This is a genomic window from Aquitalea denitrificans (genome assembly GCF_009856625.1).
GTDB lineage: Bacteria > Pseudomonadota > Gammaproteobacteria > Burkholderiales > Chromobacteriaceae > Aquitalea > Aquitalea denitrificans.
The window spans coordinates 183,390-208,636 of record NZ_CP047241.1 but is presented as its reverse complement, the minus strand read 5'-3'; the positions used below and the strand labels follow the sequence as shown (position 1 = coordinate 208,636).

Genomic DNA, 25,247 nt, shown 5'->3' with positions numbered 1-25,247 from the left:
CAGACGCAAAACAGGGCGGTCACGCCGCCCTGTTTTGGCTGCAAACAAAGTTATTTGGCGCGGTTGCATTGGACCCGGCAAAGCCGGGCCTTCCGACAAACTGCTTTATTCCGCAGCCTTCCATCTATTCCCAATCCCCCCGCCCTTGCCCTGCAAGGGAGCCTCGCTTTTCTTTCAGGATGCGAGAGGGGTTTGTCAATAATCAACAAGCCGCTCACAGCGGCCTGTTGATTATTCGGGTGAATATTCGGGATTAGCGGTTTACCACCACCAGAACATAAAGCCCCAGGCGGCATCCACCAGCGCCATGCCTGCCAGCAGGCAAGCCAGCGCCGGCAAGGTACGCCAGCCGGCCTGCCATTGCCGCACGATGCCCGCCGCCAGCCACAACGACCAGACATTGGCCAGCAGCAGCAGGCCCAAGCGCAAATCATTGGCCCAGCCGGTGGCAATGCCCTCGGCCTTCAGCAGGGTCACCGTCAGTGCTGACAGCCCCAGAAATACGCCGATGCCGGCCAGCGGAATCAGGCTTTGTGCCAGATGATGCAGGCGCTGGCTGCGCCACGCGCCGGCCAGGCGCACCGCACAGGACAGCGCCAGCAGCAGACCGCTGCCGATCACCAGCGCCGTACCCAGCATGTAGGCGATGATGGCCATGCCATCCAGCCAGGAAAACACGTCGTTGTGATCCGGGTAATGGGTGAGCAGCCACCACGGCGCATTGGTATCCAGCGGCCACATGATGTCGTGGTCCACCAGCCATTCGGCGGCCGCCTGCTTCATGTCGACAAACCAGGGGCTGGCCGTCCAGTGGAAACCGCCCATGGCAATACCCAGCAGGCCGTAAACAATCAGCAGCGTCTGCCACACCGTGGCTTCCTTGGCCGCCACCTTCACCACCTCTTCCGCCGGCGAACGCAGGCTGAGGCTGATAGCATCGCGGTGACCACTGCAGCGGCCGCACATATGGCAGCCACTGCCGCCCTGCATATGACGCAGCGGCTGCAGCGGCGCGCAGTCCACTGCCTGAATGCGGATGACGCCGGACTGGCGGGCGGACTCCTGCCAGCGCTGTTCATCCACCTTGTAATGCATGGGAGCCAGCTTGGACAACAGCGAGAACACGCCGTTGACCGGGCACAGATGGCGACACCAGGCGCGCTTGCCACGGGTATACACCAGGCCGATAGCGATGGCCGCCACGGTGGAGCCGCCCAGCACCAGCAGCGCCGCCTTGGGATACTGATACACGCTCACCAGCTGGCCATACAGCGTGGTGAGGGCAAAGGCGACAAAAGGCCAGCCATCCCAGCGCATCCAGCGCGGAATCGGCCGGCCCAGGCCCTTCTTCGCCGCCCATTCACTGAGCGCGCCTTCCGGGCAGAGCACCCCGCACCACAGGCGGCCAAACAGCACCATGGACAGCAGCACGAAGGGCCACCAGATGCCCCAGAACACGAACTGGGCAAAGATGGTGAGGTTGTTGACGATGCGGGCGCTGTCACCCGGCAATGGCAGCCAGGCCGGAATCAACAGCAGCGCCGCATACACCAGCACCACCAGCCATTGCAGCAGGCGCAGGGTGCCGGCATGGTCGCGCAGCCAGTTGCCCACCACGGCCAGGCGGCCATTGCCGGCTGGCGCATGGCCGCCGCAACCGCCAGCCAGCGGGCGCACCAGCTCGGGCCGGCGACGATGATCGGCAAGCGGTTTCATACGGCCTGACGGCGCTTGCGCCAGAAGAACAGGCCAAACACGCCAGCCCAGAACGACAGATAGGCCAGCAGGCTCATCAGCGCCGGATGGGCGCGATAACCGGTGAGCGAAGCCACTACCCCACCGGCGGGTGTAGCGTCATCCAGCAAGGCTGAGCTGTCCCACAAGGGGTCGATCAGCGCGGGCAGGATTTCCATGGAAATCAGCTTTTCCACCGCAGCCAGGAACAAGGACGCACCCAGCAGCAGCAGCATGATTTCGGTCACGCGGAAGAACAAGCGCCAGGACAGCACCTTGCCGCCCAGTTGCAATATATAGAAGGTAAGGAAAGCCAGCCCCAGGCCCATCAGCGCCGCGCCGCTCATATTGAGCAGGGTCTGGCCGTCGGCACTGCCCAGCATGCCGTACAGAAACACTACCGTCTCGCTGCCTTCGCGCGCCACCGCAATCGCCACCAGCGTGGTAACGCCCCACCAGTTGGCACTGCTGGCATTATCGGCCAGGCCGGATTCCAGCTCTTTTTTCAGCGTGCGGCCATGTTCGCGCATCCACAACACCATCTGCACGATCAGGCCGGAGGCCATGAACTCCATCACGGTCTGGAACACATCCTGCGAGCCGGCCATCAGGGTACTGGCGGAAAACAGCGCCACCGCCAGCAATACCGCCAGTGCAATACCCAGTGCCACGCCACCCCACAAATAGGGTTTACCGGCACGGCCTTGCGGGTTCTGGTTCATCCAGGCATTAAGAATGCCCACCACCAGCAAGGCTTCCACGCTTTCGCGCCAGACAATGAACAATACCTGACCCATTTTTACCTTCTTCCTGCGCGTGTCACTTACTTGGCAACAATCACGCCCTGTGCGGTTGCCATGTGGAAATCATCGAAAAACTTGTACTCGCCCGCCACCAGCGGCAGGATCACCACCGAGGAAGTCACCCCCGGTGCCAATACCTTTTCCTTGCGCAGCTGGGTGCTTTCAAACTCGGCCGGCGTCTTGCCGGTATTGCTCACTTCCAGGCGGAACTTGGTATTTACCGGCACCTGCAGGCGGGCCGGCTTAAGTACGCCGTCCTTCATTTCCAGCTTGTAGGTGGGCATGTCGTCAGCCAGCGCCGACATCGACAGCAGTGCTGCCGCCAGAAACATCGCAACTTTCATCTGCAACCCCTGAATGGAAAACAGCGCTGGCTCAAATCGGGCAGCGCTGTTTCTCATGATACTCCAACGGGAATGGTTTGCGTTTAGATTCGCATTACACTTTGCCGTCGGGCGCTGCGACTTAGTAGCCGCCCTTCTTGCCAATGCCGGCGTAGGTGAACTCGTAGTTCACTTCGAAGGACTTGTACCACGGGCCAACGCCGGTTTCCTTATCCACATGGCGGCCAAAGTGGGCGTGCGGGTTTTCCGACGGCGGCAGAATGGTCAGCTTCAGCTTGTACTTGCCCGGGCCTTGCAGCTTCACGTTATCGCCGTAGTGCGGGCCATCGTTGGCCACCATCGGCATCATGTCGCCCTTGATGCTGCCCTTGCCACCCACCTTGGTCAGTTCGTACTTGACCATCAGGTAGGGCATCCAGGCACCTTCTTCAAAACCATTGGGGTTGTTCTTCAGCGCATGGATGTCGGCTTCCAGATGCACGTCGGACTCTTCCGCCTTGCGCATCATGCCTTCCGGCTCCATCTTGGTCGGCTGCAGGTAAACCGCGCCAATTTCCATGCCATTCTTGATGGCCGGCTTGCCAATCGGATATTCCTTGGCCGCCGCAACGGCGCTCAGGGTCAAGGCGGCGGAAGCCAGCAAAACGGTGCTGATGGTGGAGCGCATGAGTTACCCTTTATGCAAAGCAGCGGGCAGCGGGAGTCGCTACGGATAGCTGCAGGAGAATGATAATTTTTCGCATTTTATATGCGAATCATTCTCTTTCGCAATCCACTCACCGGCACTATCCGGGAAAATTATTGATAAATTCCGGAAAAACCCTACTCAGTATGCAGAATTTACAACAGGGTCGCTCCGGAACGAAGGTGGCATGAGGCCGGCGGCAGCCTCAGGCAGGCAGACGCGCCAGCCGCCGGCGATAGGCCGTGCGAAAGCAAAAACCCAGCACTAGAAACACTGCCATGCAACAGGCCAGGCTGAGCGTACTGCCCCAGACCAGTGGCGCAATCACCCCGGCCACAATACTGCCCAGCATGGTCTGCAAAAATCCCTGCAAGGACGACACCGTACCGCGCAGCGCGGGAAACTGGTCCATCAGATTGAGAGTAATGGAGGGTGCGGCCAGCGACATGCCGGTGGTGTACAAGGCCAGCGGCAGCACCGCCCACGGCATGGCAGCCTCCGCCACCCCCAGGTTGTAGGCCAGGTTTGCCCCCGCGGCGGCAAACATCAGCACGTAACCCAGTGTGACAATCTCTCGCGCGCTGCGCCGTCCGGCCATCTTGCCAGACAGATAAGCCCCGAACATGATGCCGGACACCGCCGGACCAAACATCCACAGAAACTGGTCCGGCCGCAAATGCAGATGCTGCAGCAAGAACACCGGTGCCGACGGGATGTACAGAAAGAAGCCGGCAAAATTGCAGGACACCGCCGCTGCCAGCAGCTGGAAATCGCGCTTGCCCAGCACCTCCAGATAATTGCGCAGCAAGGAGCGCCAGGCCAAGGGGGTACGCAGATGAGCATGATGGGTTTCATCCAGTGCAAACCAGCTCATCACAAACAGCAGCAAGCCCACCAGCGCCATGAAGACAAAAATGGAATGCCAGCCAAAGGCACCAAACAGCCAGCCGCCCACCACCGGGGCAATCGCTGGCGACAGCGAAAACAACATGGTCACCTGCGACATCAGCCGCTGTGCCTCCGCCCCGTCCAGCTTGTCGCGGATGATCGCCCGGCCCACCACCAGCCCGGCACCGCCGCACAAACCCTGTAGCCCACGGAACAACAGCAGCCAGCCCAGCGACGGTGCCAGCGCACAGCCCAGCGAGGCCAGGCTGAACAGCAAAGTAGTGACCAGCACCACCGGTCGGCGACCGATAGCATCAGAAATCGAACCATGCCACAACATCATCACCGCATAGCACAACAGGTATACCGTCAGCGCCTGCTGCATCTGCAAGGGAGAGGCAGACAGCGTATGGCCAATGGCCTGCATGGCCGGCAGAAAGGTATCGATCGAGAAGGGGCCCAGCGTGGACAGGGCCGCCAGCAACAGGGCCAGACCGAAGTGGCTGCGTGCAGAATGCGACATGAGAATCCGATCAAGGGCGGTGGGGGCGGCACATGTTACCGTTCCGTCGCCGCAAAAGCCAAACCCTTGGCGCATGCCGCGGTCTGAGCGAGAATGCGCGCCGCAGAAATGTTGCAGGCCAGCATGGCATTGCAGCTACACAAAGAAAAAGTTTTCTGTCTAAGATGGAAGTCACTGTCCTGCCCGGCTGACTGCTGGCACACCCGTTGTGCCCACCCGGAGGGCAGGCGCGGCAGACCCTCTTCCCGCCCCACCAAAACCACAAGGGAGACCCTCCATGATCCGTCTATACCATAACCCGCGCTGTTCCAAATCGCGCGAAGCACTGGCCTTGCTGCAAGAAGCCGGTGCCGAGGTCGAGGTGATCGAATACCTGAAACACCCGCCCACCGCCGCCGAACTGGACCACATCCTGACCCTGCTGCAACTGGAGCCGCGTGATCTGCTGCGTACCAAGGAAGAGGAATATGAAACCCTCTGCCTGGACGACATCACGCTGGAGCGCGATTCGCTGATCGAAACCATGGTGGACAATCCCATGCTGATCGAGCGCCCGATTGCCGTCAGCGAGGACAAGGCCGTACTGGGCCGCCCGCCAGAGAAGGTACTGGCGCTGCTGCAACACTGAAGTCACAGCCAGCGGTACCGCCATCATCAACCGGTAGCACATGCACCCACATCCCCTACTCAACGCCAGGCCAAGCCTGGCGTTTGCTTTGGCTCCACAGCCACCCTGTCGTGAACACGCGACAATCCGATCATCCAGAAATTACTTTCATGCAAATAATCACTTGAAAAATAGTAACGCACGTTACTAAAATGACGCATGAACAAATCATTCCATCATCTGGAACAGGCAATCGATCGCATCGAAAGCCGCTTCCCCGGCGTACCGCGCCAGGAAGTCATCCTCACCCGGCTGTACTACCACATCCTGCCGCGCCTGACCTGTCATCTGAATGAAGACATGAAGGAGTACGGCTTGAACGAGTCGTTGTGGATGTCGCTGCTGGCCATGTATGCCTGCCCGCAGCAAACCCTGTTTCCGTCAGACATCAGCGACACGCTGGACTCCTCGCGCACCAATGCCACACGGATTGTCGACGAACTGGTACGCAATGGCTGGGCCACGCGCATTCCCTGCGCCGAAGACCGACGCAAGATCCGCCTGGAGCTGACCGATGCCGGACTGGCGCTGGTGGAAAAACTGCTGCCGGTATCCCGTGCCAGTCACCGTGCGCTGTGGCAGGACTTTGATGCCGAGGAAATGCAGCTGATGGAAAAGATGATGCGCAAGCTGCTGGCAAAACTGGGCGGCTAGACCCGGAGCAGGCCTGACAAGGCCGCGCACCGCCAGATAATAACGTAAGTGACTATCACACGATCAACCATCACGATGGAATCCGGAGACCCACAAGGTGAATAAACCCAATTGGCAGCAGACAGCTGGCGTGCTGATGTTGACCGCCATGCTGGGTGGTTGCGCCAGTTTCGGTGACGAAACCGCGCCCGCCAAACCGCTGACGGCAAGCCAGCTGCAACTGGATAGCCATGCAGCCGCCCAGGTACGTCAGGGCTGGTGGCAGCAACTGGCAGACCCGGCGCTGGACCAGCTGATCAGTACCGCCCTGCAACAATCTCCCAGCCTGAAACTGGCCGATGCCCGCCTGCGTGAAGCACGCAGCGCCATCGGCATGACCGAAAGCAAGGACGGCCTGCAAGTACAAGCCAATGCCGGCGTAGACCGCGAGCGCTACTCGCTGTACGGCCTGCTGCCCTCGCCCATCGGCGGTAATTATTATGATGTCTACACCCTGTCGCTGAGCGCCAGTTGGGAAATCGACTTCTGGGGCAAGAACCGCGCGGCGGTGAAGGCGGCCATCGGCAACCAGCAGGCCATCGCGCTGGAAGGCCAGCAGGCTAGGCTGGTGATCACCCAGGCAGTGATTGCCCAGTACACCGGTCTGCAACGCATCCTGGCCCAGGCCCAGTTGCTAAAAGCGCGCCAGCAACTGGCCCAGAGTCAGCTGGCGCTGACCCAGGCCCGCGTCAATGCTGGCCTGCTGCCGGGAGACAGCCTGCGTCAGGCAGAAATCCGCCTGAAACAGCTCAGCCAGCAAGACAGCGTGCTGGCCGATCAAGCCGACCATGCCCGCCACGCGCTGGCCGCACTCACCGGCCAGCCACCGCACGCGCTGGACAGCCTGAAACCGGCGGCACTCAAGCCCGCCCCGGCCATGCCGGACGCAGCCCTGACGCTGGATATCCTGGGCCAGCGCCCGGACATCACCGCCCAGCGCGCCCGCGTGGAAGCGATGAATGAGTCGGTCAAGGCCGCCCGTGCCGAGTTCTACCCCAATGTGTCGCTGACTGCCTTTGCCGGCCAGTCCGCACTGGAAACATCGGACCTGTTCAAGGCCGGTTCCAAGGTAGTCGGCATCGCACCGGCCATCCACCTGCCGATCTTCACCTCCGGCGCCTTGCAGGCCAATCTGGCTTCCACCCGCGCACGCTATGACATGGCGGTGGAAAACTACAACCAAACCGTGCTGGATGCCCTGCGCGATGCCGCCGACAGCCTGTCCACCTGGCAAAAAACCGCCGGCCAGCTGTCTGACGCCCACCAGGCCACACAGTTGAGCCGCAAGGCATCCGACAGCACCGTGCTGCGTTTCAAGGCTGGGCTGGTCGACAAGCTGGCGGTACTACAGGCACAGGATGCCGACCTGAACCAGCAAGCTGGCAAGATTGACGCCACCGCCGCCAACCGCATGGCCTGGGCCACGCTGAATACCGCACTGGGCGGGGGTTTCGCCACCAGTGAAACCACCCAACAAGCCCGTTAAGGACACCCATCATGGATAAGCAGATCGAGACGGCAAAAAGCCGCAAACGCAATCTTTTTGTCGCCACTGGCATCATTGCCGCCCTGGCCATCGGCTACGGTGTTTACTGGGGTCTGGTGCTCAGCCATCAGGAAAGCACTGACGACGCCTATGTGGCCGGCCACATGGTACAGCTCACCCCGGAAGTTGCCGGTACGGTGGTAAAAATCAGTGCCGAGGACACCGACCGTGTCAACAGCGGCCAGACCGTGGTGGCGTTTGACAACAGCGATGCCAAGCTGGCGTTTGAACGCGCCCGCAATGAATTCGTGCAAACCGTGCGCGAAACCCGCCAGCTGATGACCAGCACCCAGCAACTGGCCGCCCAGGCAGCACAGCGCGAGGCCGAGCTGGGTAAAGCCCAGTCCGACCTCAAGCGCCGCGAAACCCTGGCCGGTACCGACGCCATGTCGGCCGAGGAACTGGGCCACGCCCGCGATGCGGTAAAGACCGCCCAGGCAGCACTGGATGCCGCCCGCGAACAGGCCAAGGCCACCAATGCACTGGTCGGCAAGGATGTGCTGGCCAAGCAGCCTAATGTGCAACGTGCCGCCAGCAAGCTGAAGGAAGCCTGGCTGGCGCTGCAGCGCACCGAGGTGAAGGCACCGGTATCCGGCTATGTGGCCCGCCGCAATGTGCAGGTAGGCCAGCGCGTGGCCACCGGCACCCCGCTGATGGTGGTGGTTCCGCTGGACAGCGTATGGGTGGATGCCAACTTCAAGGAAGTACAGCTGGCCAAGATCCGCATCGGCCAGGACGTGGAACTGACCGCCGACGTGTACGGCAGCAAGGTCAGCTACCACGGCAAGGTGCAAGGCCTGTCGGCTGGTACTGGCAGTGCCTTCTCGCTGCTGCCGGCACAAAACGCCACCGGCAACTGGATCAAGGTAGTGCAGCGCGTGCCGGTACGCATCCAGTTGGACGCGAAGCAGCTGCAGGATCACCCGCTGCGCGTCGGCCTGTCGGTGGATGCGGTGGTGGACACCAGCAAGCAGGACGGTCCTACCCTGGCCCAGAGTGCGCGTAACAACCCGGTGCAGGAAACCCGTGCCCTCACGCCGGACCTGAAACAGGCCGACGATCTGGTCGCCAGCCTGCTGGCTGCCAACGCCCAGTAATCCCGGCAACACGCGGTCCTGGCACAGCCAGGGCCGCGGATACCGCAGCAAGGATCTCTTCATGCAACATCCACCACTGACCGGCTCGCGCCTGGTGTGGATCACGCTGGCGCTGTCGATGTCGGTGTTCATGCAGGTACTGGACACCACCATTGCCAACGTCGCGCTGCCCACCATTTCCGGCAACCTTGGGGCAGCCACCAGCCAGGGCACCTGGGTGATTACCTCGTTTGGCGTGGCCAATGCCATCGCGGTACCACTGACTGGCTGGCTGGCCAAGCAGATTGGCGAAGTGAAACTGTTTACCATCTCCACCCTGCTGTTCGTGCTGACATCCTGGATGTGCGGCATGGCCAACAGCCTGGAAATGCTCATCCTGTTCCGCGTGCTGCAAGGCGCGGTGGCCGGGCCGATGATTCCGCTATCGCAAAGCCTGCTGATGTCTTGCTATCCACCCGCCAAGAAGGGCCTGGCGCTGGCGCTATGGGCGATGACGGTGATTGTGGCACCGGTGTTCGGCCCGATCCTCGGCGGCGTCATTAGTGACAACTGGCACTGGGGCTGGATCTTCTTCATCAACGTGCCGGTGGGACTGGGCGCAGCCTTCATCAGCTGGAAAATCCTCAAGGAGCGCGAGACCGACATCATCGATCTGCCCATCGACAAGCTGGGCCTGGCCCTGCTGGTGGTGGGCGTGGGCGCGCTGCAAATGATGCTGGACCGCGGCAAGGAACTGGACTGGTTCAACTCCACCGAAATCGTGGTGCTGGCCATTGTCTCGGCCGTATCGCTGATTTATCTGGTGATCTGGGAGCTGGGTGAAGAACACCCCATTGTCGACCTCACCCTGTTTGCCAAACGCAATTTCACCGTGGGCACCGTGGCCATCAGCCTGGGCTTCATGCTGTATTTCGGCGCGGTGGTGCTGCTGCCCTTGATGCTGCAAACCCAGATGGGCTACACCGCCACCTGGGCCGGCCTTGCCGCTGCGCCCATCGGCATCCTGCCGGTTTTCCTGTCGCCCATCATCGGCAAGAATGCACACCGGCTGGACATGCGCTGGCTGGTCACCATCAGCTTCAGCGTGTATGCGCTGTGCTTCTTCTGGCGCAGCACCTTCAACGTGGAGATGAACTTTGCCTATGTGGTGTGGCCGCAGTTCATCCAGGGTATTGGCGTGGCCTGCTTCTTCATGCCACTGACCACCATCACCCTGTCCGGCCTGCGCCCGAACCAGATTGCCAGCGCCTCCAGCCTGTCCAACTTCCTGCGCATCCTGGCCGGCAGTATCGGCACCTCCATCACCACCACGCTGTGGGACCGGCGCGAAGCCCTGCACCACGCCCAGCTCACCCAGCATGTGACGCTGTACGATCAGGCCAGCCTGATGTGGTTCCGCCTGCTGGAGAGTACCGGCATGTCCACCAGCCAGCAGCAGGCCTACACCGCCTTGCAAATTACCCGTCAGGGCTCACTGATTGGTGTCAACGAGGTGTTCTGGCTGTTCGGCATCATGTTTGTCGCCCTGATTGCCCTGGTGTGGTTTGCCCGGCCACCGTTCACCTCCAGCGGTGCGGCCGACAGCGGCGCGCATTAAGCCTGAAGCCCGCGCCAGCGGGCTTTTTCGTGCGCCCATACAAAACCGGCTAATCCACCCGGCAGCGTAGTTTCCCTTCGGCATTGTTGGCGCACAGCCTGATATTGCCGTCCTGATCCAGCACCAGCACGTCCTCCCCCAGCCATACATGACCCGCTTTGGGTATGGCGCGCAGCTGAAAGCTGTCGTTGCGGGCATTGCCGTCCTGTGCACCAAAAACCAACTGGTAATGTGTGGTTTCGCTGACCGGCAGCACCGGCCAGCTACCAGAGCCCTGGGTGTAGCGCCCATGCTGGCTACGCCATTGCGCCATGAAATGGCTGGCCTGCAGCAAGGCCACACGCGCCTCGGCCTGACGAACTTTCACCACATGGCCACGCAACGGTGGCACCGCCAGGCCCAGCAGCAATGACAGCAAGGCCAGCGCCGTCAACAGTTCGATCAAACTGAAGCCTCCCATGCGTCCTGGCTTCATTGCAGCACCCGCCATGACAGCCGCTGCAGCCGGCGGCCAGTGCTACCTACAGGCTCCAGCAGCACATGGCTTTGCAGCGTGACCACGCTGCCGGCCTGCTTGCCCCAGCCACGCGCGGTGACGCGGAATAACAGCCCGCGCCCATCAGGGGAGGGATAACGCGGGTCAAGCAACTCGATCAGATAATGCGGATCTGCCCAATACCATGGCCCGGGTGTCACGCCGGGGCAGTAATTGCCACTGGATACCGGCTGCAATGTCACGCGCTGGGCTGCGCCACAGGGATGGAGCAGCTCCACTCCGGTGCTATCTCGCTGATGCCACGGTACAGGATGCGCCTGCCCGGCCAACGCAGCGGACAGACACAAACCCTGCTGCCAGGGCGGCGGATTGCGCGGCTGGCGGCACGTCAGGGTAAAGGGAGAAGTCGGCCCATTCAGTTCCACCGCCGGCATTGCGCCCAACCGTGCCAGTTGCGGCAGCCTTGGCAAGGCCGCCTCCCCCGCTTGCAAGGCAGTTTCTGCCAGACGGAAGGCCAGCTGTGCATCATCCAGATTGCTGCCTATGCGCTGTTCATCACGCAACAAGCGCCCGACGCCGAGTGTGACAACGGTCAGCAGCATCAGCCACAACAAGGCCGTCAGCAGCACCACACCACGCTGCTTCAGATGGTTCCGGTTCAGCATGCCGCCCCCATGCGGCTGGCCAGCTGCATCTGGTATGCGGGCAAGCTGCCACCTTGCATGGTCAGTTGTACCGTCCACCACCAGCGTCGCAGCCCGTTGGCACAGTCAGTTGCTGGCCTCGCCTGCACTGTCAGGCCGGCAAGGTCATCGCTCAGGCGCTGTGGCGGGTCATTATCCTGTTGCCACCACAGGCTGCCGGGTGACTGCCAGTCATAGCGCAGCTGGCGTAAGGGCTGCAGCTCCAGCGACAACAGGTGATGGAATTTCAGGTTTTGCCATACCGGGTGATGTGGCGGCAGCCGCAGCCATACCGTTTCGCCCTCTGTTTCCAGCCAGGCTTGCTCCCCCAGCACCAGCCGGTCGATATGGTGACAACTGCTCAATAACAGGGCTTGTCCCGGCATCCATGGCGGAGGTGCTTGCAGCAGGCGCAACGCAGGCCTGCCCGCCTCGGCAACAACGGGCATGACAGCCACTCCCGCATCGGCATAGCGCAGCGCCAGGCTGTTGCTGTCTGGCAATGGCATGGCAGGCTCCTGCCCGGCGGGCCACTGGGCCGGACCGGCACAGCCAAAACTCCCTGCCATGCGGATGTCTCGCCCCAGTTGCTGCAAGATAAAGCGGGCTTCCTGCTGGGCATCCAGTTGGATCAGCGCAAAGCGCTGGCTATGCAGGCTGGCTTGCAGCACCGGCAACAGCAAGGCGCATAACAGCAGGCCCAGCGTCATGCTCAGCAGCAGTTCCAGCAAGGAAAATCCGCGCATGACGCTCATATGGGCTAATCCACGGGAAACTGCCAGCTCGGCCCGGAGGCAAGGGTCAGATGCAACCACAACTGTGCAGGAGCAGCACAGTCAGCCGCCGCAACCGTGGCGGGAAGCCCTCCGGGCTCACGGCAAGTCAGGGCGAGCAAGGGCGATTGATCCGGCCACAAGGTTTGAACCGTCTGCTGCAAGGCCTCAGTGGTGACGGCCTCCAATGGCCCTGCCTTGCCATTCCGGACGGTTTCCAGCTGTCGTGCCTCGGCCAGATTGCTTGCAGCCAGCAGCAGACGGCTGGCTGCATCGCTGCCCCGCACCTGCTGCAGGCTGTTGGCCACCATGGCGGACAGCGGCAGCAAGGCAAAGGACAGGATGAACAAGGTCAGCAGCACTTCCAGCAAGCTGAAGCCATCAAGCTTTCCGTGCAGTTCAGGCACAGCAACCCTCCTGACGACACCATTGCGCCCGTCCGCCTGCCAGCAGTTGCAAGCGGTGGCACTGCCCCTGGCTGCTGCGCAATTCGAAATACGGCAGTTGGCCAGCCATCAACCTGCCGGCAGGCGAGAATGCAAAGACATGCTGGCTGGCACGTACCTGAATGGTGCTGGCGGAAAACAGCGCGTGGTGTAGCCGCTCGCCGCTGTCGTAGCGGCCATGGGCCTGTTCCGGGCTATCGGCAAACACCAGCACGCCCTCGCTCCAGTCCTGCCAGCTTGTCTTGCGTTCCGGCTGGCAGCCCTGAATATCCAGATTGACCTTGCTGTTAAGCGCGCACACCCATACCGGGCGATTGGCACGAATGGCCTCGCTACGGGCCAGCATCAGGCTGGCATGCAGTAACTGGCTGCGGGCCTGCAGTTGCAGACGGGCCATCACGCCTTGCATTGCCGGCAGTCCCTGGGTCAGCAGAATCATGCTGACCACCATCACCACCAATATTTCAAACAGGGTAAAACCAGCATGCGGGCAATCACGCGACCTGGCTTGCAACATGGAGCCACCTCCGAACATTGACTGGAGCAACAGCACATGGTCGCCAGGATTGCCACGGCAGGCTGCCAGCAGGCTCTGGTATTACATTTGAATAGCCTGACCATGCCCATGGCATTGCCATAAAAAGGCAAAGAAAAAGCCACCGGCATGGGTGGCTTTGGCTGAAGGATTGAAGATGATGAAGCTTAGTGCGCGGCTTCCCAGCTATTGCCGGCACCCACTTCCGCCAGCAGCGGCACCTTGAGTTGCGCCACGCCGGCCATGATTTGCGGCAGCTGCTGTTTCACCAGTTCCAGCTCGGTATCCGGTACTTCCAGCACCAGTTCATCGTGTACCTGCATGATCAGCAGGCTGGACAGCTTTTGTGCATCCAGCCAGTTCTGTACGGCAATCATCGCCAGCTTGATCAGGTCGGCGGCGGTACCTTGCATCGGCGCATTGATGGCGGCACGTTCAGCCCCGGCGCGGCGGGCCGGGTTGGCCAGCTTGATTTCCGGCAGATACAGGCGGCGGCCGAATACGGTTTCCACATAGCCTTGCTCGCGCGCGGTTTCGCGGGTGCGCTGCATGTAGTCGGCCACGCCGGGATAGCGCATGAAGTAGCGGTCGATGTATTGCTGGGCGGCGCTGCGTTCGATGTCGAGCTGGGCGGCCAGGCCGAAGGCGCTCATGCCGTAGATCAGGCCGAAGTTGATGGCCTTGGCCGCACGGCGCTGGTCGCTGCTCACCTGTTCCAGCGTCACGCCGAACACCTCGGCAGCCGTGGCCTTGTGAATGTCCTCGCCACTGGCAAAGGCGGCCAGCATGCCTTCGTCGTCGGACAAGTGCGCCATGATGCGCAGCTCGATCTGCGAATAGTCGGCACTGACAATGCTGTGGCCCGGCTTGGCGATAAAGGCCTCGCGCACGCGGCGGCCTTCGGCGGTACGCACCGGGATGTTCTGCAGGTTCGGGTCCGAGCTGGCCAAGCGCCCGGTAATGGCCACTGCCTGCGAATAATTGGTATGCACCCGGCCGGTGTCCGGGTTGATCAGCGTGGGCAGCTTGTCGGTATAGGTGGACTTGAGCTTGGTCAGGCTGCGGTATTGCAGGATGCATTTGGGCAGCGGGTAATCCAGCGCCAGCGCTTCCAGTACCGATTCGTCGGTGGAGAAACCACCGGACGGCGTTTTCTTGATGCCCTTGGTGGGAATGCCCAGCTTGCCGAACAGGATTTCCTGCAACTGCTTGGGCGAATTCAGATTGAAGGGCTGGCCGGCCAGTTCATAGGCCTGGCTTTCCAGTTGCAGCATCTGCGTGCCCAGCTGATGGCTCTGCGCTGCCAACTGGTCGCGGTCGATCAGCACGCCGTTGCGCTCCATACGGAACAGCACTTCGGCCACCGGCAGTTCGATGTCGCGGTAGATTTCGCCCAGCTTGCCCGTCAGCTGCGGGGCAAAGTACTGGTTCAGCCGCAGCGTGATGTCGGCATCTTCCGCCGCGTAATTGGCGGCAATCTCGATATCCACCTCGCCAAAGCCGATCTGCTTGGCCCCTTTGCCGCAGATGTCTTCATAGCTGACCGTGGTTTCTCCCAGATGGCGCGCCGCCAGGTCGTCCATATTGTGGCGCTGGTGGCTTTCCAGCACATAGGAGGCCAGCATGGAGTCGTCCACCACCCCGGCCAAAGTAATGCCGTGATTGGCAAACACGTGGCGGTCGTATTTCAGGTTCTGACCGCATTTGGGCTTGCTGGCGTCTTCCAGCCAGGGCTTGAGCCGGGCCAGAACCTCATCCAGCGCCAGTTGCTGCGGCACACCGGCATAGTGGTGGCCCAGCGGCAGGTAGGCGGCCTCACCGGCTTGCAGAGCAAAGCTGATGCCCACAATGCGGGCCTGCATCTGGTCCAGACTGGTGGTTTCGGTGTCCAGCGACACCAGCGCACCGCTGCCCAGCTTGTCCAGCCAGAGGTCCAGCGCGGCCTCGTCCAGAATGGTGTGGTATTGACGGGTAATGGCGGCGGCAGGCGGGGCGACCGGTGCAGGAGCGGATACCGCATCGGCCATGGCGAACATATCGTCAGTCTGGCCGGTGCCAGCGGCAGGTGCAGCCACGGCGGCCTGGGTGCTGACCGGTGCATCTTCGCCTTCAGTCATTTCACGGTAGAAGGTGCGGAAACCCTGATCCTTGAACAGCTCGGCCAACCGCGGGCGGTCTTTCACCCCGTGCTGCAGGCTGTTAAGGCCATAGGGCATCTCCTGCTGCAAATCCACATCGCACTTGATGGTGATCAGCTCATGGCCGCGCGGCAGCCAGTCCAGCGCGGCGCGCAGGTTTTCGCCCACCTTGCCGCCTATTTTTTCGGCATTGGCGATGATATTGTCCAGCGTGCCGTATTCTTCCAGCCACTTGACGGCGGTTTTGGGGCCGCACTTGTCCACACCGGGGACGTTGTCCACCTTGTCGCCAATCAGGGTGAGGTAGTCGATGATGCGCTCGGGCGGTACGCCGAACTTCTCTTTCACCCCGGCCTGGTCCAGGTTTTCATTGGTCATGGTGTTTACCAGCGACACCATCGGCGTCACCAGCTGGGCCATGTCCTTGTCGCCGGTGGAGATGATGACCTTGAAGCCGGCGGCCTCGCCCATCTTCGCCAGCGTACCGATGACATCATCGGCTTCCACACCGTCCACCATCAGCATTGGCCAGCCCGAAGCTTGCACCACCTCGTGCACCGGCTTAATCTGTGCGGCCAGCTCTTCCGGCATGGAAGGCCGGTTGGCCTTGTATTCCGGGTAAAGCTCATCGCGGAAAGTCTTGCCTTTAGCGTCGAAAACGCAGGCGCTATAATCGAACTGCACCTCTTTCTCCAGCCGGCGCAGCATGTTGACCATGCCGTAAACCGCCCCGGTGGGCCGGCCATCCGGAGAACGCAAATCGGGCATCGCGTGGAAGGCGCGATACAGGTAGGAAGAGCCGTCGATCAATAACAATGTTTTCATAGAAAAAGGGGCGAATGATGAGCTTGTCCGATAAGTTGCCGCAGACCAGTGATCGATACGACATGATGCAGCGCTTCCGCTCGCGCGAGGCGTGGCACGTGATGAAGATCATGTCGGAGTTTGTCGACTCGGCCGAAGAACTGCAAGGTATCACGCCGGCAGTCAGCATCTTCGGCAGCGCCCGCACTCCGCGCGACCATCGCTATTATAAGCTTACCGAGGAAGTAGCCCGGCTTCTTTCTGATTCCGGCTTCTCGGTGATTTCCGGTGGCGGCCCCGGCATCATGGAAGCGGCCAACAAGGGCGCTTTTTATGGCAAAAGCCCGTCGGTGGCACTCAATATCGTGCTGCCGCACGAACAGAAGCCCAACGAATACCAGGACCTGTCCATCAAGTTCAACCACTTTTTCAGCCGCAAGGTGATGTTCGTCAAGCACGCCATTGCCTATGTGGTGATGCCGGGCGGTTTTGGCACGCTGGACGAGATGTTCGAGGCGCTGACGCTGATCCAGACCGGCAAGTCGCGGCCCATCCCCATCATCCTGTGCTGCAGCGAATTCTGGAGCGGTCTGATCGACTGGGTGAAAAATCATCTGGTAAAAGAAGGTATGATCAACCCTGACGACGTCAACCTGATCCAGCTGATCGACGAACCCGGCCAGATCGTGGAAACCATCTTCAAGCACTACGAGACCCGCGGCTTCGAGGCCCTGCCGGAAGAACGCGAAAAACTGCTCAATCTATAACTTCACCAAGGACCCATCCTCATGCGCCGCTTCCTTGCCCTGCTCGCCTTGCTGCCGCTGTCGGCAGCCTGGGCCGAAACACCGCCGGCTCCTGCCACGGTACCGCCCCCGCCCACCATTTCGCAGGACGCCGCCGGCACGGCAGAGCCGGAAGTGCGCATCATCCAGCGCGGTGATGACAAGATCGAGGAATACCGCCTCAACGGCCAGCTCTACATGGTAAAGGTCACCCCCAACGTGGGCTTCCCCTATTACCTGATGGATGAAGAGGGCAATGGCAGCATGAAGCAGGTAGACCCCAATCGCCGCATCATCATCCCGCAATGGGTTCTCAAGCGCTTCTGAGGAACAGGCATGTCGGTTTACACCACCGTCAGCGATGACATGATGCAAAGCTGGCTGAGCCGCTATGCGCTCGGCCAGTTGGTCGAACTCAAGGGCATTGCCGCTGGCGTCACCAACACCAATTACTTTGTCACCACCACGCATGGTCGTTACGTTCTCACCATCTTTGAAACCCTGCAGCTGGAAGAACTACCCTACTACCTGACACTGATGAGCCATCTGGCGCGTCATGGCGTGGCCTGCCCGGCACCGGTGGCAGACAACACCGACCAGTTTGCCTCACTGCTGGCCGGTAAGCCGGCCTGTCTGGTTAGCTGCCTGTCCGGGGCCGACATCAGCCAGCCGTCCGCCATCCAGTGCCATGCCGTAGGCGAGATGCTGGCGCAGATGCATGTGGCCAGTGCCACCTTCCCGCGCAAGATGCGCAATCCGCGCGGCCCGCGCTGGTGGAGCAATACCGCCACTGCCATGTACCCTTTCATGGAGGAGGCAGATGCCGCCAGCCTGCGTCAGGAAATCCAGTTTCAGGACCAGCACCGCTTTGATCACCTGCCCAGCGGGGTGATCCACGCCGACCTGTTCAAGGACAATGTGCTGATGGACGGCGACAAAATCGCCGGCTTCATCGACTTTTACTACGCCTGCAACGACATCCTGCTGTACGACGTGGCCATTGCCTTCAATGACTGGACCAGACTGGAAGACGGCAGCATAGATCCTGATCTGGCAGCCGCCTTCCTGGCCGGCTACCAGTCGGTACGGGTGCTGACTGCTGAAGAGAAGAAAGCCTGGCCGGTGATGCTGCGTGCTGCGGCCCTGCGCTTCTGGACTTCGCGCCTGCTGGATCTCTACCAGCCAATGGACGGCGAGCTGACCTATACCAAGGATCCCAAGGTGTTCCAGCGTCTGGTGGAAGCTCACCGCCAGCGCAGCGATTTCTGGCTGTAAACCGGTACTGCCATTCCCGTGACAGGCTGCCGTGTGCAGCCTGTTTGTGTTTCAGCCCTGATTGAACAGCAACATGCCACGCGTCTGTCCTTTGTCTTTGTGAGTGATGCGGAACAAGGTGCGGTGCAGGGTGGGCAGTGCTGCCAGCACGGCGACAATCTGCCCGCTGTCCAGTAGCTCCTGCACCACGTGCAAGGACAGGCAGCTCACTCCCAGCCCGGCGGCGACTGCACGCTTGATGGCTTCCGAGTGGCCCATTTCCATCACCTCGCCAAAGCTGCCCAGATGCGGCAGCAACAGGCGCTCCACCTCCTCCCGCGTGCCGGAACCGCTTTCGCGCAGCACCCATTGTGCCTGTGCCAGCCGGGACAGGCTGACCGCACCTTGCGCCAGCGGGTGGCTGGCGGCGGCAAACACCAGCAGGGTATCGTCACGCCAAGGTTCCACCAGCAAATCCGGGTGATGGCAGGGGCCTTCGATAAAGCCCATGTCCACCTTGAAACCGGCCACCGCATCGACAATGTCGGCGGTATTGGCCACCATCAGCTCTACCTGAGCCTGCGGCTGTGCCTGGCGGAAGCGGGCAATCTGCTCCGGCAGCAGGTAGTTACCGATGGTGGTACTGGCCCCCAGTCGCAGATGCAGAGCTGTCTGGTCATCAAACAGCCGCTGCATGTCCTGCGCCGCATCCAGCATGGCCCGGGCACGCGGCAGCAACAGCCGGCCATGTTCGTTCAGCACCAGCCGCCGGCCCACCCGATCGAACAGGCTGGCATCCAGCCCACTCTCCAGTGCGGCCAAGGCCTGGCTGGCGGCCGACTGCGTCATGGACAGGCTATCAGCCGCTGCCGTCACCGTACCTGACTCGGTAATGGCCGCAAAAACTTCCAGTTCACGCAGGCTAAGGCGTAATGCCATGTTCACGTACCTTCCTTATCCACCTTCTATGGTGAATGTGTTTTACTGCAATATATTAATTATTTTAATTGTTTATAGAAATTTTATCCGTTTTTCAACTTTATTGATGACGCGTATGGTGCAGATAACGGGGCAGAAACCCGCTTCACCGGTACATCATCATGCCTTCCATCTCACAAAAACTACCCGGCCTGCTACTAGTTCTGCTGCTGGCCTTGCTGGCCCAGTTTGCCGCCGGCCTGCCACTATTCAGCCAGCTGGGGCTGTCCGCCCTCACTCTGGCCATTGTCGGCGGCATGCTGCTGGGAAATACCATCTACCCCTTGCTGGCACAGCGCAGCCATGTCGGGGTGAATTTTGCCAAAGGCAGCATCCTGCGGCTGGGCATCATCCTGTTTGGCTTCAAGCTGACGTTTCAGGACATTGCCGCGGTTGGCATCAGCGGCATCCTGATCGATGCCTGCGTGCTGAGCTCCACTTTTGCCCTGGCTTACTGGCTGGGCCGGCGCAAGCTGGGGCTGGATGAACAGAGCGTCATCCTGATTGGTGCCGGCAGCTCGATTTGCGGTGCGGCCGCCATTCTGGCCACCGAGCCGGTGGTGAAGGCCCATGCCGAAAAAGTAGCGGTGGCGGTGGCCACCGTGGTGGTATTCGGCACGCTGGCGATGTTTCTCTATCCGCTGCTGTTTTCGCTGACGCAGGCTTTGGGCGTGTCCGAGTTTGCCTACGGTGTTTTTACCGGCTCCACCGTGCATGAGGTGGCCCAGGCCGTGGCGGCAGGGCGGGCGGTGAGCGAGCAGGCGGCCAATAGCGCGGTGATTACCAAGATGATCCGGGTGATGATGCTGGCCCCGTTTCTGCTGTTGCTGTCGGCCTGGCTGGGCCGCCGCCAGCAGTCCGGCAGCGGTGAGACCCGCCGCATCACCATTCCGTGGTTTGCCTTGGGCTTTCTGGCCATGGCGGGTTTCAACTCGCTGCACTGGCTGCCGCAGGCCTGGGTCGCCCAGTTGATTGCGCTGGATAATCTGCTGCTGGCCATGGCGATGGGCGCGCTGGGCCTCACCACCCACTTTTCCGCCATCCGCCGCGCCGGAACCAAGCCGATGCTGCTGGCCAGCGCGCTGTTTGGCTGGTTGCTGGTAGGTGGCACGCTGATCAACAGCGGCATCACCTGTTTGCTGCACCAGCTCTGAACGCCGTTTGCCAGCAGGCAAAAGAAAACCGCCCGGAGTCGGGCGGTTTTTCTATGGCAGACTGGAAATCAGCACGGGCACTTTTTCATCGACTTGCCACCGTAACGTTCGGACTGGCAATGGGCGAAAAAGGCCTCGCGGCTCATCACCGGCGCGTTAGGGCTGCAACGGCGGCGACTGGCGACATACTTGTCGTAGTCTTTCACCCCCACCATCAGCCGTGCCGCTTCAGTCAATTGCCGCAGCAACTCAGACATTGGCTTCTCCTTCACGATAGGCAGCCGGTACTTCCCTGGTGGTAACCCACTTCACGGCCAGCGCCTTGCGGATGACATTGACGGAGAACACCAGCATGGCCACCACCACGGCAATGAACATGGCAGTCAGCGTGGCATCCACATAATCATTGAAGATGATCTGGTGCATCTGTGCCAGGTTTTTTGCCGGAGCCAGCGACTCGCCCTTGGCGGCAGCTGCGGAGAACTTGTCGGCATGCGCCAGGAAGCTGATCTTGGGACTGGCATGGAACAGCTTCTGCCAGCCAGCCACCAGGGTGACGATCAGCAACCAGATGGTGGGAACAGCGGTCACCCAGACATAACGCAGCTTCTGCATCTTGATCAGCACCACGGTGGCCAGGATCAGCGCAATGCCGGCCAGCATCTGGTTGGCGATGCCGAACAGTGGCCACAGGGTGTTGATGCCACCCAGCGGATCCACCACGCCCTGGTACAGGAAGTAGCCCCAGCCGGCCACGGCCAGGCCGGTGGCCACCAGGTTGGCTGCCCAGGATTCGGTATTGGCCATGGGTTTGATGAAGATGCCCAGCAAGTCCTGAATCATGAAGCGCAGCACGCGGGTGCCGGCGTCGATGGTGGTGAGAATGAACAGCGCTTCAAACAGGATGGCAAAGTGATACCAGAAGGCCATCATGGTTTTGCCGCCGATCACGCCGGACAGGATGTGCGCCATGCCCACTGCCAGCGTCGGTGCACCACCAGCCCGCGACAGGATGGTGGTTTCACCCACATCCTTGGCCATTTGCGTCAGCACATCCGGGGTGATGACAAAACCCCAGCTGGAAATCACCTGCGCCGCGTCTACCGCAGTCTTGCCGATGACGGCAGCCGGGCTGTTCATGGCAAAGTACACGCCCGGATCCAGCACGCAGGCGGCAATCAGCGCCATGATGGCGACAAAGCTTTCCATCAGCATGGCACCGTAGCCGATGGCACGGGCGTGGGTTTCGTTCTCGATCAGCTTGGGCGTGGTACCGGAGGCCACCAGTGCGTGGAAACCGGATACCGAACCGCAGGCAATGGTGATGAACAGGAAGGGGAACAGATTGCCGGCAAATACCGGACCGCTGCCATCAATGAACTTGGTCAGCGCCGGCATGTGCAGGTTTGGTGCCACCACCAGGATGCCGATGGCCAGACCGACGATGGTGCCGATCTTGAGGAAGGTGGACAGGTAGTCACGCGGGGCCAGCAGCAACCATACCGGCAGTACCGATGCGATGAAGCCGTAGCCAATCAGGATCCACGCCAGTGTGGTGCCCTGGAAGGTGAACAGCGGTGCCAGCGTCGGGCTGTGCGCCACATCGCCACCGTAGACAATGGCCAGCATCAGCAGGATAAAGCCGATGACCGAGATTTCACCAATCTTGCCCGGACGGATAAAGCGGGTATACACCCCCATGAACAGGGCAATCGGAATGGTGCAGGCAATGGTGAAGGTGCCCCACGGGCTGCCGGCCAGCGCCTTGACCACCACCAGCGCCAGTACCGCCAGCAGGATGATCATGATCATCAGGATGCCGATGGAGGCAATCACGCCGGGAATGGGGCCCAGCTCCAGGCGGATGATTTCACCCAGCGACTTGCCATCGCGGCGCATGGACAGGAACAGCACCAGGAAATCCTGTACCGCGCCGGCCAGCATCACGCCGATGAGAATCCACAAAGTCCCCGGCAGATAACCCATCTGCGCGGCCAGCACCGGGCCTACCAGCGGGCCGGCACCGGCAATGGCGGCAAAATGGTGGCCAAATACCACCCACTTGTTGGTGGGTACGTAGTCCAGCCCGTCATTATGCTTTTCTGCCGGTGTCAAACGGCGCGGGTCCAGTTCCAGCACCTTATCGGCAATGAAACGGCTGTAGAAACGATAAGCGATGGAGTACACCGACACGGCAGCCACCACCAGCCAGACCGCATTGACCGGCTCACCTCGATTCAATGCCACCACGGCAAAGGCGATGGCGCCCGCCAGGGCGACGGCAATCCAGATTGCCCATTCCTTTAAGCGTTGCATGTGATTTTCTCTGTCCTTGAATTAATCATGGGCCGACATCGGGACCGGCCTGAATGTGTATGGAAAACACGCGTTTCATTCTGTTCGTATGGATTCGGAATTACAAGCCATCTGCCAGTATGGTGATACTATTTCTCCCATTGTTTCCGGCAGACACCGCATGGCACCCCACATTCTCATCATCGAAGATGACATCCATCTCTCCCAGCTGATTGCCGCCTACCTCACCAAGCATGGTTATCAGGTCAGCCAGCATGGCCGTGGCGACACCGCCGCCGATGTCATTCTGGACACCCGCCCCGACCTGGTCATCCTCGACGTCATGCTTCCCGGCAAGGAAGGTTTTGACGTCTGCCGCGAAGTGCGGCTGCGCTACCATGGCCGCATCCTGATCATGACGGCGCGGGATGAAGACGTGGATGAGATCCTGGGGCTGGAACTGGGAGCCGACGACTATCTGGCCAAACCAGTAGAACCGCGCCGGCTGCTGGCCCGGGTGCGCGCCCTGCTGCGCCGCGGTGCTGCAGATGAGGGCAGCGGTGACAACGAAGACAACGACGAACTGGCATTCGGCCAGTTCACCATCAGCCAGGGTACCCGCGCCGCCTATCTGGCCGGCGAGGAAATGGAACTCACCACCGCCGAGTTCGACCTGCTGTGGCTGCTGGCCAGCCATGCCGGCCAAGTACTGTCGCGTGACGACATCATGAACGAGCTGCGCGGCATCGGCTTTGACGGGCTGGACCGTTCCATCGACGCCCGCATCTCCCGCCTGCGCAAAAAACTGGGCGACAGCCCTGATTCGCCCACCCGCATCAAGACCGTGCGCGGCAAGGGCTATCTGTTCTCGCGTAGCGACTGGGAATGATGAAACTCGCCTCATTGCGGCCAGACCGCAAACCACGTGCCGGCAAGGCATCGCTGGCCACATTGTTTGCCCGCTATTTCATCATTGCCATGGCAGCAGAGCTGGCCATCATCATCGGTTTCGCCTTCATGCTGGGCAAGCTGTACCAGAACAGCGACAGCGAAAACGCCCGGCGCATGCTGGACGGCCCCGCCTCCTTGCTGGTGCAGGAGCTGCAACGCGTGCCGGTGGCCGCCCGCGAACACGCCTTGCCACAACTCGTCCGTCACTTCAGCTATCCGGTAAAACTGATATCCAGCCTGCCCGCTGATCTGGACCCGGAAAGCCAGCAGAACTTTACCAGCGGCAAAACCTATCTGGATTTCGATAACAACCTGCTCTACATCCCGCTGCCGGATGAAAAGCGCATGCTGTTGCTCGGCCCGCTGGACGCCACCCCCAACAGCAACGACAGTGGCTGGATTACCGAAGACATCGAGGTACTGCTGCTGTGGATCGTATTCACCGGCGGCACGCTGGGCCTGCTGATGTACTTCTACCTGCGACCGATGTGGCGTGACCTGGTGTCGGTACGCGATGCCGCCGAGCTGTTTGCCAACGGCGACTTCCATGTGCGCACCCCGCAAGCCCACAGCCGCCTGTTTGCCCCGCTATCCACCGCGCTCAACAGCATGGCCGCCCGACTGGAACGTTTGCTGGAAATGCACCAGGCCATGAGCCACGCGGTGGCACATGAAATCCGCACCCCGATTGCCCGGCTGCGCTTTGGCCTGACCATGCTGGAAGAAGAAGACAACGAAGACGAACGCCGTCGCTACAGTGACGGCATGGAACGCGACATGCAGGAGCTGGAAGAACTGATCACTGCCAGCATGGAATACGCCAAGCTCAACCGCGGTGAGTCCATCCTGCAGCGCGAGCAGGTAGATCTGTACGACTGGTTTGACGACCTGCTGGATCTGGTCAACCCGCTTAAGCCCCCCGGCATCAGCCTCACCATGGACTGCGCCCGCGGCCAAGCCACCTTCGACCGCAAGCTCATCTACGTGGCCAGCCGCAACCTGCTGCTCAACGCCTTCAAATATGCGCAGCATCAGGTGCATCTGATCGTGGAACGCCAGGGCACCATGCTGGAAATCCAGGTGGATGATGATGGGCATGGCATTCCGGAAGCGGACCGCGAACGCATCTTCGAACCCTTCCGGCGGCTGGACCGCAGCCGTGACCGCTCCACCGGCGGTTATGGCCTGGGCTTGTCCTATGTACGGCTGATTGCCGAACACCACGGTGGCAGCGCCTTTGCCGGTAGCAGCCCGCTGGGCGGTGCCCGGCTGACCTTGCGCATTGCATTGAGTTGACAGCCATCGGGTCACAGCCTGTCACAAAGCGCGGACACGAAGCGGACAGACCAACACGATACAGCCCCGCATAATGCAGGCT

General features: G+C 61.1%; 25 protein-coding genes. 11 read left to right on the top strand and 14 right to left on the bottom strand.

Annotated elements, in window-relative coordinates:
- Positions 1-261 precede the first annotated feature (261 nt).
- From GSR16_RS01005 to GSR16_RS00985, 5 genes are all read right to left on the bottom strand, one after another.
- Positions 262-1,716: a 4Fe-4S binding protein gene (locus tag GSR16_RS01005; protein WP_159874735.1), complete on the bottom strand. Its 1,455-nt coding sequence runs from the start codon at positions 1,714-1,716 to the stop codon at positions 262-264.
- Positions 1,713-2,531, bottom strand: a complete 819-nt coding sequence (locus GSR16_RS01000) for an FTR1 family iron permease (protein ID WP_159874734.1) — start codon at positions 2,529-2,531, stop codon at positions 1,713-1,715. The genes GSR16_RS01005 and GSR16_RS01000 overlap by 4 nt, the downstream gene beginning before the upstream one ends.
- Before the next feature lie 26 nt (positions 2,532-2,557).
- Positions 2,558-2,881: a cupredoxin domain-containing protein gene (locus GSR16_RS00995; protein WP_159874733.1), complete on the bottom strand. Its 324-nt coding sequence runs from the start codon at positions 2,879-2,881 to the stop codon at positions 2,558-2,560.
- 121 nt (positions 2,882-3,002) lie between these two features.
- Positions 3,003-3,548 carry an iron transporter gene (locus GSR16_RS00990; RefSeq protein ID WP_159874732.1) on the bottom strand — a complete coding sequence of 182 codons (546 nt, stop codon included), beginning with the start codon at positions 3,546-3,548 and terminating at the stop codon, positions 3,003-3,005.
- 223 nt (positions 3,549-3,771) lie between these two features.
- Complete coding sequence (locus GSR16_RS00985) at positions 3,772-4,977, bottom strand: multidrug effflux MFS transporter (protein ID WP_159874731.1); 1,206 nt, start codon at positions 4,975-4,977, stop codon at positions 3,772-3,774.
- A gap of 277 nt (positions 4,978-5,254) precedes the next feature.
- On the opposite strand from GSR16_RS00985, the gene arsC reads away from it, so the two are divergent.
- The 5 genes from arsC (at position 5,255) to GSR16_RS00960 (ending at position 10,577) form a co-directional block, all read left to right on the top strand.
- Positions 5,255-5,605 carry an arsenate reductase (glutaredoxin) gene (arsC, locus tag GSR16_RS00980; RefSeq protein WP_159874730.1) on the top strand — a complete coding sequence of 117 codons (351 nt, stop codon included), beginning with the start codon at positions 5,255-5,257 and terminating at the stop codon, positions 5,603-5,605.
- A 198-nt stretch (positions 5,606-5,803) separates the two neighbouring features.
- Positions 5,804-6,298, top strand: a complete 495-nt coding sequence (locus GSR16_RS00975) for a MarR family transcriptional regulator (RefSeq protein WP_159874729.1) — start codon at positions 5,804-5,806, stop codon at positions 6,296-6,298.
- 97 nt (positions 6,299-6,395) lie between these two features.
- The gene (locus GSR16_RS00970; RefSeq protein ID WP_240902569.1) at positions 6,396-7,823 is read left to right on the top strand and encodes an efflux transporter outer membrane subunit; all 1,428 of its coding nucleotides are present in this window, start codon (positions 6,396-6,398) and stop codon (positions 7,821-7,823) included.
- Between the two features lie 11 nt (positions 7,824-7,834).
- The gene (locus GSR16_RS00965; protein ID WP_159874728.1) at positions 7,835-8,980 is read left to right on the top strand and encodes an HlyD/EmrA/EmrK family protein; all 1,146 of its coding nucleotides are present in this window, start codon (positions 7,835-7,837) and stop codon (positions 8,978-8,980) included.
- A gap of 61 nt (positions 8,981-9,041) precedes the next feature.
- On the top strand, positions 9,042-10,577 hold the full coding sequence (locus tag GSR16_RS00960) for a DHA2 family efflux MFS transporter permease subunit (protein WP_159874727.1): 1,536 nt from the start codon (positions 9,042-9,044) through the stop codon (positions 10,575-10,577).
- A gap of 49 nt (positions 10,578-10,626) precedes the next feature.
- On the opposite strand, the gene GSR16_RS00955 is transcribed toward GSR16_RS00960, so the two are convergent.
- The 6 genes from GSR16_RS00955 to polA form a co-directional block, all read right to left on the bottom strand.
- On the bottom strand, positions 10,627-11,037 hold the full coding sequence (locus GSR16_RS00955) for a type IV pilin protein (protein WP_159874726.1): 411 nt from the start codon (positions 11,035-11,037) through the stop codon (positions 10,627-10,629).
- An 11-nt stretch (positions 11,038-11,048) separates the two neighbouring features.
- A complete protein-coding gene (locus GSR16_RS00950) occupies positions 11,049-11,738 on the bottom strand; it encodes a pilus assembly PilX family protein (RefSeq protein ID WP_159874725.1) in 690 nt (229 codons plus the stop codon).
- Positions 11,732-12,511 carry a PilW family protein gene (locus GSR16_RS00945; protein WP_159874724.1) on the bottom strand — a complete coding sequence of 260 codons (780 nt, stop codon included), beginning with the start codon at positions 12,509-12,511 and terminating at the stop codon, positions 11,732-11,734. Before GSR16_RS00945 ends, GSR16_RS00950 begins: the two co-directional genes overlap by 7 nt.
- Positions 12,512-12,516: 5 nt before the next feature.
- On the bottom strand, positions 12,517-12,936 hold the full coding sequence (locus GSR16_RS00940; protein WP_159874723.1) for a type IV pilus modification PilV family protein: 420 nt from the start codon (positions 12,934-12,936) through the stop codon (positions 12,517-12,519).
- On the bottom strand, positions 12,929-13,492 hold the full coding sequence (locus GSR16_RS00935; protein WP_159874722.1) for a GspH/FimT family pseudopilin: 564 nt from the start codon (positions 13,490-13,492) through the stop codon (positions 12,929-12,931). The genes GSR16_RS00940 and GSR16_RS00935 overlap by 8 nt, the downstream gene beginning before the upstream one ends.
- A 185-nt stretch (positions 13,493-13,677) precedes the next feature.
- Positions 13,678-16,473 (bottom strand): DNA polymerase I, encoded by a 2,796-nt coding sequence (polA, locus tag GSR16_RS00930; protein ID WP_159874721.1) that lies wholly within the window; start codon positions 16,471-16,473, stop codon positions 13,678-13,680.
- Between the two features lie 17 nt (positions 16,474-16,490).
- On the opposite strand from polA, the gene GSR16_RS00925 reads away from it, so the two are divergent.
- The 3 genes from GSR16_RS00925 to thrB are packed head-to-tail and all read left to right on the top strand — an operon-like array spanning position 16,491 to position 18,512.
- Complete coding sequence (locus GSR16_RS00925) at positions 16,491-17,219, top strand: LOG family protein (RefSeq protein ID WP_089083683.1); 729 nt, start codon at positions 16,491-16,493, stop codon at positions 17,217-17,219.
- 21 nt (positions 17,220-17,240) lie between these two features.
- A complete protein-coding gene (locus GSR16_RS00920; protein WP_159874720.1) occupies positions 17,241-17,564 on the top strand; it encodes a DUF2782 domain-containing protein in 324 nt (107 codons plus the stop codon).
- Between the two features lie 9 nt (positions 17,565-17,573).
- Positions 17,574-18,512, top strand: a complete 939-nt coding sequence (thrB, locus tag GSR16_RS00915; RefSeq protein ID WP_159874719.1) for a homoserine kinase — start codon at positions 17,574-17,576, stop codon at positions 18,510-18,512.
- A gap of 51 nt (positions 18,513-18,563) precedes the next feature.
- Here thrB and GSR16_RS00910 read toward each other — a convergent pair whose 3' ends face one another.
- Positions 18,564-19,430 carry a LysR family transcriptional regulator gene (locus GSR16_RS00910; protein WP_159874718.1) on the bottom strand — a complete coding sequence of 289 codons (867 nt, stop codon included), beginning with the start codon at positions 19,428-19,430 and terminating at the stop codon, positions 18,564-18,566.
- Positions 19,431-19,591: 161 nt separating this feature from the next.
- On the opposite strand from GSR16_RS00910, the gene GSR16_RS00905 reads away from it, so the two are divergent.
- Positions 19,592-20,623, top strand: a complete 1,032-nt coding sequence (locus GSR16_RS00905) for a YeiH family protein (RefSeq protein WP_159874717.1) — start codon at positions 19,592-19,594, stop codon at positions 20,621-20,623.
- A 68-nt stretch (positions 20,624-20,691) separates the two neighbouring features.
- Here the strand turns inward: GSR16_RS00905 and GSR16_RS00900 are convergent, their stop codons facing one another.
- Both GSR16_RS00900 and GSR16_RS00895 read right to left on the bottom strand, forming a co-directional pair.
- Positions 20,692-20,880 carry a YbdD/YjiX family protein gene (locus tag GSR16_RS00900; protein ID WP_159874716.1) on the bottom strand — a complete coding sequence of 63 codons (189 nt, stop codon included), beginning with the start codon at positions 20,878-20,880 and terminating at the stop codon, positions 20,692-20,694.
- Entirely contained in the window at positions 20,873-22,939 is a 2,067-nt protein-coding gene (locus GSR16_RS00895) for a carbon starvation CstA family protein (protein ID WP_159874715.1), read from the bottom strand. Before GSR16_RS00895 ends, GSR16_RS00900 begins: the two co-directional genes overlap by 8 nt.
- A gap of 160 nt (positions 22,940-23,099) precedes the next feature.
- Here GSR16_RS00895 and GSR16_RS00890 point away from each other — a divergent pair, with 160 nt between their 5' ends.
- Both GSR16_RS00890 and GSR16_RS00885 read left to right on the top strand, forming a co-directional pair.
- The gene (locus GSR16_RS00890; RefSeq protein WP_159874714.1) at positions 23,100-23,807 is read left to right on the top strand and encodes a winged helix-turn-helix domain-containing protein; all 708 of its coding nucleotides are present in this window, start codon (positions 23,100-23,102) and stop codon (positions 23,805-23,807) included.
- Positions 23,804-25,165 (top strand): ATP-binding protein, encoded by a 1,362-nt coding sequence (locus GSR16_RS00885; protein ID WP_240902568.1) that lies wholly within the window; start codon positions 23,804-23,806, stop codon positions 25,163-25,165. The genes GSR16_RS00890 and GSR16_RS00885 overlap by 4 nt, the downstream gene beginning before the upstream one ends.
- Positions 25,166-25,247 lie beyond the last annotated feature (82 nt).